Genomic DNA, 9,431 nt, shown 5'->3' on the forward strand with positions numbered 1-9,431 from the left:
ACCCGGCACGGCCCGCCACTCCAGCCCTCCCGCACCCGGCACGGCCCGCCACTCCGGCGGCCTGCCGCACGTCGTGTGCACGGCCTGTGGCACCGTCATCAGTCGTCCCCCTCCAGATCCGGATCCTGCGCCCTGGCCTGCCGCTCCCGGTCGGCCCGGATGGCCGCTCGCATCTGCTTGCGCGCCTCGCGCTGGCGGACCCGGAACCGCCTGCGGATCTCCCGCTCCCGTTCGGCCTGCTCCCGCTCCCTGCGGGCGAATTCCGCGCGCAGCTTGTCGACCCGTCCCTGCCGGCTCTCCTTCGACGCCTCCTCGGCGCGCCGGGCCTCGGCGAGCCGCTCCTCGATCTGCTCGCTGGACAGTCCGGCGTCCTTGTGCGCCTGGAGCCAGCGGCCCAGGTCGACGTTGACGTCCAGGATCTGGCGCTCCAGCTCTTGGGCCTCCCGGTGTTCCCTTTCGCGCCGCGCGGCCTCCAGCCGGGCGAGCTCCTCGCGCTGCTCCCGGACCAGCCGCCGGTAGGCCTCCTGCTTGGCGAGCACGGCCTGAGTGAGCTCCCCGCGCCGGGCGCGCAGCCGTACCCTGCGGTCCTCGGTGTCGTCCTGAACCTCGTCGCCGCCGGTGAGCTGCCAGGACCGGTGGGCCACGGCGAGCAGGAACGCGGTGACGCCCAGGGTGATCACGATGGAGGTGAGCACCATCGCCTGCGGCAGCGGGTCGGCCATCCGCTCCGGGGCGGACCTGCCGAGCAGCGGTGGCTCCCCCGCGGGGCCGCCGACGGTGAGGATCAGCAGGTTCACCCCGTTGCCGAGAAGGATGACGCCGACCAGCACCCGGATCAGGCTCCGCTCCAGCAGGAGCGTCACCCCGGCCGCCACCAGCGTCCCCGACACCAGCAGGGGCAGCAGCGAGATCGTCACCGGCCCTCCTCGTCGTCGATCTGCCGGTCCAGCTCCGCGCCCAGGCTGCGCAGGATGTCCTGCACCATGCCGACCACCGTGACGTAGACCCCGATGTCGAACAGCAGCACGGTGGACAGGTGGAGCTTGCCGACCAGCGGGATCGCCACGTCCGCGGCGAGCATCTCCAGTGGCGCGCCGGCGACCAGCAGTCCCCAGAGCGCGGTGATCGTGGACAGCAGGAGGCCGAGGCCGATCAGCACCCCGGCGTGGACCGGCACCGCGACGGCCAGCTCGTAGCGACCGCCGGCGAGGTAGCGGACGACCAGCGCGAGCCCCGCCACGATGCCGCCCGCGAACCCGCCCCCCACCGCGCTGTGCCCGGTGAACAGCAGGAAGATCGAGATCAGCACCACCGTGTGGAAGATCAGCCGGGCCACGATCTCCAGCACGACGGCCTGCTCCCCGACGGGCAGGGTCGCCGCGAGCCAGTGCGTCCGCTCCCCCCTCCGCACCTTCCCCGACGGGCGTTCCAGCGCGTAGGTACGGCGGCGCAGGAAGACCAGGCTGGTCACCCCGAGGGTGAGGACGACGAGCACGGAGCTCTCCCCCATGGTGTCCCACGCCCGGATGTCCACCAGCAGCGCGCTGACGATGTTCGAGGCACCGGCCTTCTCGGCGGCTCCGGCCATCAGGCTGCCGACCGGTGCCGCCGAGCGTGCGCTCTCCGCCAGCATCCCGGCCCCGACGGCCACGACGCCGCTCACCACCCCGAGGCCCAGGCGCACGCCGAAGGGCACTCTGGGCTGGCCCTCCCTCGGTCCCACCGGGAGCCTGCGGAGCACCAGCACGAACACCACCAGGCTCAGCGTCTCGGCGAGGAACTGGGTCAGCGCCAGGTCCGGTGAGCCGTGGACCAGGAACAGCAGTGCCACGCCGTACCCGGTGAGCCCCGCCAGCAGGGCGAGCACGATGTGCGAGTTCACCCGCGTCGCGATGAGCGCCGTGGCGATGAGGAGGACGCCGACGAGGGGCTGCTCGGCGCGCTCCCAGCGCACCACGTCCAGCCGGATGTCGCGGGCGGGCCCGTACAGCAGCGAGAAGCCCCCGATCCCCGCCATGGAGATGAAGGCGAGCATGAGGTAGTCGGGGAGCGAGCCGCGCTGGGTGACACCGGTCAGCTGGAGGGCGAAGCGGTCCAGCGCCCGGACGACGGCCCAGTAGGCGCGGCCGGAGTCGATCAGGTGCAGAAGCTCCCCGGTGCGCGCCACGACCGCCCTGGCCAGGAAGAGGACGGCGCCCCCGGCCAGGGCGACGGCCGACAGCAGCAGCGGCACGGGCGCGCCGGTCCACAGCGCGAGGTGGGTGCCGTGGCCGGGCCCCGCGAACGTGCCGGTGTAGCCCTCCATCGCGTGGCCGTACCGTGCGGAGAAGGGGGCGGCGACCAGCCCGAGTACGGCGAGCAGCGCGGACGGCAGGAACGTCGCGGCGGCGGCGCGGTGCGCGGGGACCGGTTCCAGGCCGGGCCGGTCGCCGAAGGCGCCCCACAGGAACCGCAGGCTGTAGGCGACGGTGAGCACCGACCCGGCGACAACCCCCGCCAGCGTCACGGTGTCGGCGAGCCGCCCGGTGAGCAGCGACTCGAACGCGGCCTCCTTGCCGACGAACCCCAGGAACGGCGGGATCCCCGCCATCGAGGCCGCGGCGGCCACCGCGGTGGCGCAGAGCCAGGGCGCCGAACGGCGCAGACCGCTCAGCTCGCGCAGGTCGCGGGTACCGGTGGAGTGGTCGATGATGCCGACGACCAGGAACAGCGACGCCTTGAACAGCGCATGGGCGAGCAGCATGGCGACGCCCGCGATCGCGGTGTCCCCGGTGGCCGCGCCGAACAGCACGGTCAGGAACCCGAGCTGGCTCACCGTGCCGTAGGCCAGGAGCCTCTTGAGGTCGTACTCGCGCAGGGCCCGCCAGCCGCCCAGCACCATGGTGAGCAGCCCGAGCGGTACGACGATCACCTGCCAGACGGGCAGCCCGCCGAAGGCGGGGCCGAGCCTGGCGATCAGATAGATTCCCGCCTTCACCATGGCCGCCGCGTGCAGGTAGGCCGATACCGGGGTCGGCGCGGCCATCGCGGCGGGCAGCCACATGCTGAACGGGAAGATCGCCGACTTCGACAGCGCGCCGACCAGGATCAGCGCCGTCGCCACCGGGATCGCGCCACCGGCCGGCGGGTCCGCGACGATCCGTGAGATCTCGTAGGTGCCCGCCGTCTCGCCGAGCACGACCATGCCGCCCAGCATGGTCAGCCCGCCGGACGTGGTGACGGTCAGCGCCTGCATCGCCGCCCTGCGGCTGGCCCTGCTCGCGGGGTCGTGGCCGATCAGCAGGTAGGAGAAGACCGTGGTCAGCTCCCAGAAGACGTACAGCAGGATCAGGTTGTCGGCGACCACCAGTCCGAGCATCGCCCCGGCGAAGGCCACCAGCTCCCCGCCGAACCGGCCGAGCCCCTCCTCCCCCGCGTCGAAGTAGCGGGAGCAGTACAGCAGGACCAGCGCGCCCACGCCCGTGACCAGGAAGGTCATGAGGAGGGCCAGCGGGTCGACGCGGAAGGACAGCCCGAGCCCCAGCGCGGGGGCCCAGTCGTGGCGCGACTCGACGGGAACGCCGCTCACCGCCACCCACAGCGCGTAGCCCAGCCCGCACGCGGGAGGCAGGGCGAGCACGGCGAAGGCGTCGCGGCCGAAACGGCGCACCAGCGCCGGGGCGCACACCGCCGCGACGGCGTGCAGGATCAGCAGCGGCTCCATGTCCCCCCGGGCAACCGTCGTGGCCGACGTACCCAAACTGCCAGGAGCCGCCCGTTTCGCCGCCTTAGCGCACAGCCGCTTGACCCGAACAGCGCCGGTTCTTCACCGGCGCATGATCAGCTCTTTCTGCCGGTACGGCCGAGCAGCCAGCCGATCACGGCACTGCCGAGCGCGATGCCCGCGCCCATGCCGAAGGCGGTGAGAACCGGCCACACGGGAGCGCCCGCCCTGGGTGGTCCGGCGGGGCGCTCGAAGACCCGGGGGGTCACGTCCGGGTCAGCGGTCCCGGCCGGGGAGGTCACGGCGGGGACCGCCGCCGCGGAGGTCACGACAGGGGCGGCGGCCGGAGCGGCGGCCGAGGCGGAGAGCGGAGCGGCGGACAGGTGGTTCTCGACGGCGGAGAAGAACTCCCCCGCCGTCCTCTTGGCGACCGAGCTGAGCATGCGCTGGCCGACACCGCCGATCATGCCGCCGATCACGGCTTCGGCGTCGTAGTCGATCCGGGTGCCGCCCTCGACCTCGCTGAGGCGGACCTCCACGGTGGCGTCCACGGTGCCGGGCGCCCCCTGGCCCCGGGCCCTGAGCACGAAGCGCTGCGGCGCGTCGGGCTCGGACAGCGCGACCTCCCCCTGGTAGACGCCCTTGATGGAGGCCACCCCGGCGGTGACCGTCATCCGGTAGGTGTCGGGGCCCGTCTCCTCCAGACGCTCGCAGCCCGGGATCGTCCGCACGAGCACGGCCGGATTCTGGAGCGCGGACCACACGCGGTCCCTGTCGATGCCGAGCACGGCACTGCCTGCGAGCTTCACAGCAGCACCCTAGGCAATCGCCCGCCGTACTGATAACAGCAACATGTGCCCGTCGGCGGGGCGCGTGATTGTCAGAGACCTCGCGTGGAGACGTCCCGCCGGAGCCGGGGCGGGCCGGGAGGCCACCCGGCGCCCGAGGAGCGGCCCGAGCAGCGGCGGAATCCGGCGGCCAGGTGTACCCGGCCCGATGACTCCCCAGGGGATGCACAGCCCCGGATCCGGCTCTCCTGCGGCCGGTACGGCCAGGCGGCACCGCTGCGGCCGGTACGGCTAGGCGGCCGCGGAGCCGCGGGCCCGCAGCGGCGCCCCCGCCTCGTGCAGGTGCCGCAGCGCCTGCGCGTAGGAGCTGAGAAGCCCGCTCTCGAGATAGGGGATGCCCAGTTCCTCGCAGTACTCCCGCACGATCGGCTGGGCACGGCGCAGGTTCGGCATCGGCATGCTCGGGAAGAGGTGGTGCTCGATCTGGTAGTTGAGCCCGCCCAGTACCGTGTCCGTCATCCGCCCGCCGCGCACGTTACGCGAGGTCAGCACCTGACGGCGGAGGAAGTCGAGCCGGTCGTCACCCCTCAGCATCGGCATCCCCTTGTGGTTGGGCGCGAACGTGCAGCCCAGGTAGACGCCGAAGATCGCCTGGTGCAGGAGGAGGAACGCCACGGCCTTGCCCGGCGACAGCACCGCGAACAGCACGGCGAGGTAGGCGGCCACGTGCACGACCAGCAGCGCCGCCTCCCGCCCGCGGTGCCTCAGCGACGGGCGCCGCAGGGCCCGGAAACTGGACACGTGCAGGTTGAAGCCTTCCAGCGTGAGCAGCGGGAAGAACAGGAAGGCCTGCCTGCGGCCCAGGAATCTGGACAGCCCCCGGCTGGCGACGGCCTGTTCGGGCGACCAGATCAGCACATCGGGGGAGACGTCGGGGTCGTGGTCCTCATGGTTGGGGTTGGCGTGGTGGCGGGTGTGCTTGTCCATCCACCAGCCGTAGCTCATGCCGATGCCGAGGTTCCCGGCCACCAGGCCGGCGATCTCGCTGGAGCGCCGGGAGCGGAAGACCTGCCGGTGGGCCAGGTCATGGGCGACCAGCGCGACCTGGGCGAAGACCAGCGCGAGGAAGGCCGCGACCAGCAGCTGGTACCAGGAGTCGCCCACCGCGAAGAAGGCGGCCCAGCCGCCGGCGAAGGCGGCGGTGACGAGCCCGAGCCGCAGGGCGTAGTAGCCGGGACGCCGCTCCAGCAGTCCCGCCCCCACGATCCGGCGTGACAGACGGGCGAAGTCGCTGCCCCGCGCCCCGTCGTCCTCCGCGCCTGCTGTGCCGGCGGCGCGGTCCTCGGCGTCGATCGCGATTGAGTTGGTCACGGTTCTCCTCGGGGGCCGGAACGCTAAATGTGATCAATCAGCCATTGGCGCAATAAATCAGCATGAAGAGGCTGAAGAAACGACTGTCCCAGCATTTCGTAGCCGCCGTAATCACGGACTCCCGCGCCCACCCCGGCCCGTGGTAGTGCTGGCCCTACCTTGACGGCCGCCGGAACCAGGGGGAACGCTCGGCCACCAGAGCACGGCGGAGCACCGGAAACGACGGCCGGGAAGGCCGAGAGACGCCTGCGGCGGCCGGCTCGCGGGTCAGTTGGAGCTCCGGCTGCTGGCAGGATGGTGGCCCATGGCAGCGGGGAAATCATGGGCGACCAGAACGGCGGCCGCGTTCATGGCCCTGGCGGCGAGCGCGGGATGCGCCGGCGGCACCACCGGCGGCGGCGGCCCGCAGGCCGGCGCCGGCCGTACCTCCTCTCCGGCTGCCAGTGCCCCACCGGCCAAGCCCTCCGGGCCTGCGGGGGCGCTGCCCCGGCCGGGCGAGGTGGGCCGGATCCCCGCGCCCTCCGACGGGCTGCCACCGGTGATCAGTTCCATCCCCACCAGGAGAAAAGTGGTCTTCCTGACCATCGACGACGGCTGGGAGCAGGATCCGGGCTTCCTCGCGCAGGTCAGGGACCGGCGGATCCCCATCGCGGCCTTCGTCACCCGCGACGCCGTGGAGGCCAGGGGCGCGACCGACCCGACCGCCCAGGGCGGCAGGTTCCTCGGCGCGGGCAAGTGGCGTTACATCCGTGACCTGCGCGGGGCGGGGGCGACGATCGAGAACCACACGCTGACCCATCCGAACCTGCCGGCGCTCGGCTACGCGCGGCAGAAGGCCGAGATCTGCGGCACCTCCAAGTTGATCCGCAGGCACACGGGCAGCGCGCCCACCCTGTTCCGCCCGCCGTTCGGCAACCACAACACCCTGACCCGCAAGGCCGCCAAGGCCTGCGGCATCGACGCCCTCCTGCTCTGGACCGCGACCGTGCAGCCGGGCGGGAAGATCGCCTATCAGGTGCCCGACAAGAAGCTCCGCCCGGGTGACGTGCTGCTGCTGCACTTCCGCCCGGACCTGTCGCGTGACTTCCGGATCCTGGTCAACAAGATCAAGCGTCGGGGTTTCGAGATCGGCAATCTGGACGCCTACCTGAAGGCCGCGACCCGTTGACCTCCTTCCCTGCCTGAAGTCCAGGGATCCTCCCGTGCCTGAAGGCCGGGGATCCTCCCGTCGCGCCGCGGTTGATCGGCGCGCGGGGGCGTGGCCCGCGCGGAGACGGCCCGTCTCCCCCCGGGGGAGACGGGCCGTCCGGGAACGCGCCGTCCGATTACTCGCTCTCGGTGGTGTAGAGGTACTCCCAGCCGCCACACCTGGTCGGGTAGGAGCCGCGCAGGTCGATCTGGCACACCTTGACGCGGATGCTCCGCACGTCCTCCTCGGCGAAGTGGAACTGCTTGGCGCCGCCCGCCCCGCAGTATTTGTAGGCCTCGCTACCGGACCAGCCGTCGTCGCCGAAGCGGTTCACCTGGAACTTCACGTAGCCGCACTTGCCGCCCTGGCGATAGGTGCGGTGGTCGAGGTCGTAGAGCCTGCCCTTGACGTGCACCTCGTTGGACCTCTGGTGCCGGTCCCACTCGACGCCGATCCAGCCGGTGGCCTTGGCCCGGTGGTTGGAGGAGCGGTAGGGGCCCCAGTAGTCGTCGTAGTCGTAGCCCGACGCGCCGGCCGTGGCCGCCGTGGTGGCCTGCGTCGCGGCGTTCGCGGTGGCCGGCAGGGCGAGCGCGAGCGCGCCGGCGGTGACGGCCGTGGCCAGCAGAGCAGTGGTCAGTCGCTTCATCTCGATCTCTCCTCAACCCCCGGACCGGCTCCCTGCCGGATCCCCCCTGGGCTTGGGTCAATTGGTACGGGCAGGCGCTTGCAGCCTCCCGTAGCGGTGCTTGCAGCCCCCCGTAGCCGGGCTTGCAAGGGGCCTGACGACCTGACTGCCGGCCCGGGAACGGTCCAGAGGAGTCCGCCGCCCGGCTTACCCCGGAATCACCCCAGCGGCTGATGACCGGCGGGCACCCCCGCCGCCACCATGAACGTCATGCGCTCACGGGACCCCGCGGTCCCGGGAGCGCGCCCGGCGGACGGGGCGCATGCCCTGCGGCGCCGGGACACCCGGGGGGTCATCCCCGGCGACACAGGGGGAGAGCCGGCGCCGCGAGCCGGAGGGGACGATCTCGGTCGGGCGGAGAAGTGCGGTCTCGCGCCGGACCATGTGACAAAGATCGCAGCAGCTCGCGGCGCCTTTCCCTCCCGTTGCTCTACAGCTTGTAGTACTACTTTAGGTAGCACTACAACTTGTAGAGCTCCAGACCCGCGAGGGGAAGATGGACGCACTGGACCTGGCGCGGTGGCAGTTCGGGGTCACCACCGTGTACCACTTTCTGTTCGTACCCTTGACGATCGGCCTCGGCGTCTTCGTGGCCGGCCTGCAGACCGCATGGCATCGCACGGGTAAGGAGCAGTACCTCAGGCTCACCAAGTTCTTCGGGAAGCTCTTCCTGATCAACTTCGCGATGGGCGTGGTCACCGGCATCGTGCAGGAGTTCCAGTTCGGCATGAACTGGAGCGACTACTCGATCTTCGTCGGAGACGTCTTCGGCGCCCCGCTGGCGCTGGAGGCGCTGCTCGCGTTCTTCCTGGAGTCGACGTTCCTGGGCCTGTGGATCTTCGGCTGGGACAAGCTGCCCAAGCGCGTCCACCTCGCCACGATCTGGGCCGCGGTCATCGGCTCCAACCTGTCGGCGTACTTCATCCTCGCCGCCAACGCCTGGATGAAGCACCCGGTCGGCTACGAGGTGGTCGACGGCAAGGCGCGCATGACGGACCTGTGGGCGGTGCTCACCAACTCCAGCGCGCTCGCCCAGGTGCCCCACGTGGTGGGAGCGGCCTTCGTCGTCGCCGGCGGGTTCGTCCTGGCGGTCTGCGGCTACCACGTCCTGCGGGAACGGCGCGCCGACCCCGACCGGACCACGCCGGTACGGCGGGGCGCGACGGACATGTGGCGCACCCCCATGCGGGCCGCGCTGGTCATGACGGCGATCGCCGGAGTCGTGGTCGCGGGCAGCGGCGACATGTCCGCCAAACTGCTGTACGAGCAGCAGCCGATGAAGCTGGCCGCCGCGGAGGGGCTCAAGCACGACACGGCCGGCGCGCCCTTCTCCCCCGTGCCGGGGGTGGAGGTGCCCATGCTGCTCAGCTTCCTGTCCACCAACGACCCGTCCGCGGTCGTCCAGGGCACCGAGGACCTGCAGGCCCGGTTCGAGAAGGAGTTCGGCCCCGGCGACTACCGCCCCAACCTGCCCGTGGTCTTCTGGTCCTTCCGCGTGATGATCACCTTCGGCATGGCCACGGTGGCCCTGTCGGTCCTCGGCCTCTGGCTGACCCGCAAGCGCCGCCGCGACCCCCGCCCGCCCCGCGAGCTGCCCGCCTGGCTCGCCCGGGCCTGCGTGCTGGCGCTGCCGCTGCCGACCATCGCGATGATCTCGGGCTGGCTGCTCAGCGAGATCGGCCGCCAGCCCTGGAC

At 71.9% G+C, this 9,431-nt stretch carries 7 protein-coding genes; 2 read left to right on the forward strand and 5 right to left on the reverse strand.

Annotated elements, in window-relative coordinates; genetic code table 11:
• Positions 1 to 98 precede the first annotated feature (98 nt).
• The 4 genes from CA984_RS39625 to CA984_RS39640 all read right to left on the reverse strand — a co-directional run bounded on the left by CA984_RS39625 (position 99) and on the right by CA984_RS39640 (position 5,862).
• Positions 99 to 917 carry a Na(+)/H(+) antiporter subunit C gene (locus CA984_RS39625; protein WP_086578505.1) on the reverse strand — a complete coding sequence of 273 codons (819 nt, stop codon included), beginning with the start codon at positions 915 to 917 and terminating at the stop codon, positions 99 to 101.
• On the reverse strand, positions 914 to 3,703 hold the full coding sequence (locus CA984_RS39630) for a Na+/H+ antiporter subunit A (protein WP_086578506.1): 2,790 nt from the start codon (positions 3,701 to 3,703) through the stop codon (positions 914 to 916). Before CA984_RS39630 ends, CA984_RS39625 begins: the two co-directional genes overlap by 4 nt.
• Before the next feature lie 116 nt (positions 3,704 to 3,819).
• Positions 3,820 to 4,512: an SRPBCC family protein gene (locus CA984_RS39635; protein ID WP_086578507.1), complete on the reverse strand. Its 693-nt coding sequence runs from the start codon at positions 4,510 to 4,512 to the stop codon at positions 3,820 to 3,822.
• 270 nt (positions 4,513 to 4,782) lie between these two features.
• Positions 4,783 to 5,862: a fatty acid desaturase family protein gene (locus CA984_RS39640; RefSeq protein WP_242676429.1), complete on the reverse strand. Its 1,080-nt coding sequence runs from the start codon at positions 5,860 to 5,862 to the stop codon at positions 4,783 to 4,785.
• Positions 5,863 to 6,166: 304 nt separating this feature from the next.
• Between CA984_RS39640 and CA984_RS39645 the strand changes: the two genes are divergently transcribed.
• On the forward strand, positions 6,167 to 7,030 hold the full coding sequence (locus CA984_RS39645) for a polysaccharide deacetylase family protein (protein ID WP_086578508.1): 864 nt from the start codon (positions 6,167 to 6,169) through the stop codon (positions 7,028 to 7,030).
• A gap of 157 nt (positions 7,031 to 7,187) precedes the next feature.
• Here CA984_RS39645 and CA984_RS39650 read toward each other — a convergent pair whose 3' ends face one another.
• Positions 7,188 to 7,697 (reverse strand): hypothetical protein, encoded by a 510-nt coding sequence (locus CA984_RS39650; RefSeq protein WP_086578509.1) that lies wholly within the window; start codon positions 7,695 to 7,697, stop codon positions 7,188 to 7,190.
• Between the two features lie 535 nt (positions 7,698 to 8,232).
• Here CA984_RS39650 and CA984_RS39655 point away from each other — a divergent pair.
• On the forward strand, positions 8,233 to 9,431 hold a 1,199-nt coding region (locus CA984_RS39655; protein WP_086578510.1), incomplete at its 3' end, for a cytochrome ubiquinol oxidase subunit I.

The organism is Streptosporangium minutum (genome assembly GCF_002149035.1).
GTDB lineage: Bacteria > Actinomycetota > Actinomycetes > Streptosporangiales > Streptosporangiaceae > Streptosporangium > Streptosporangium minutum.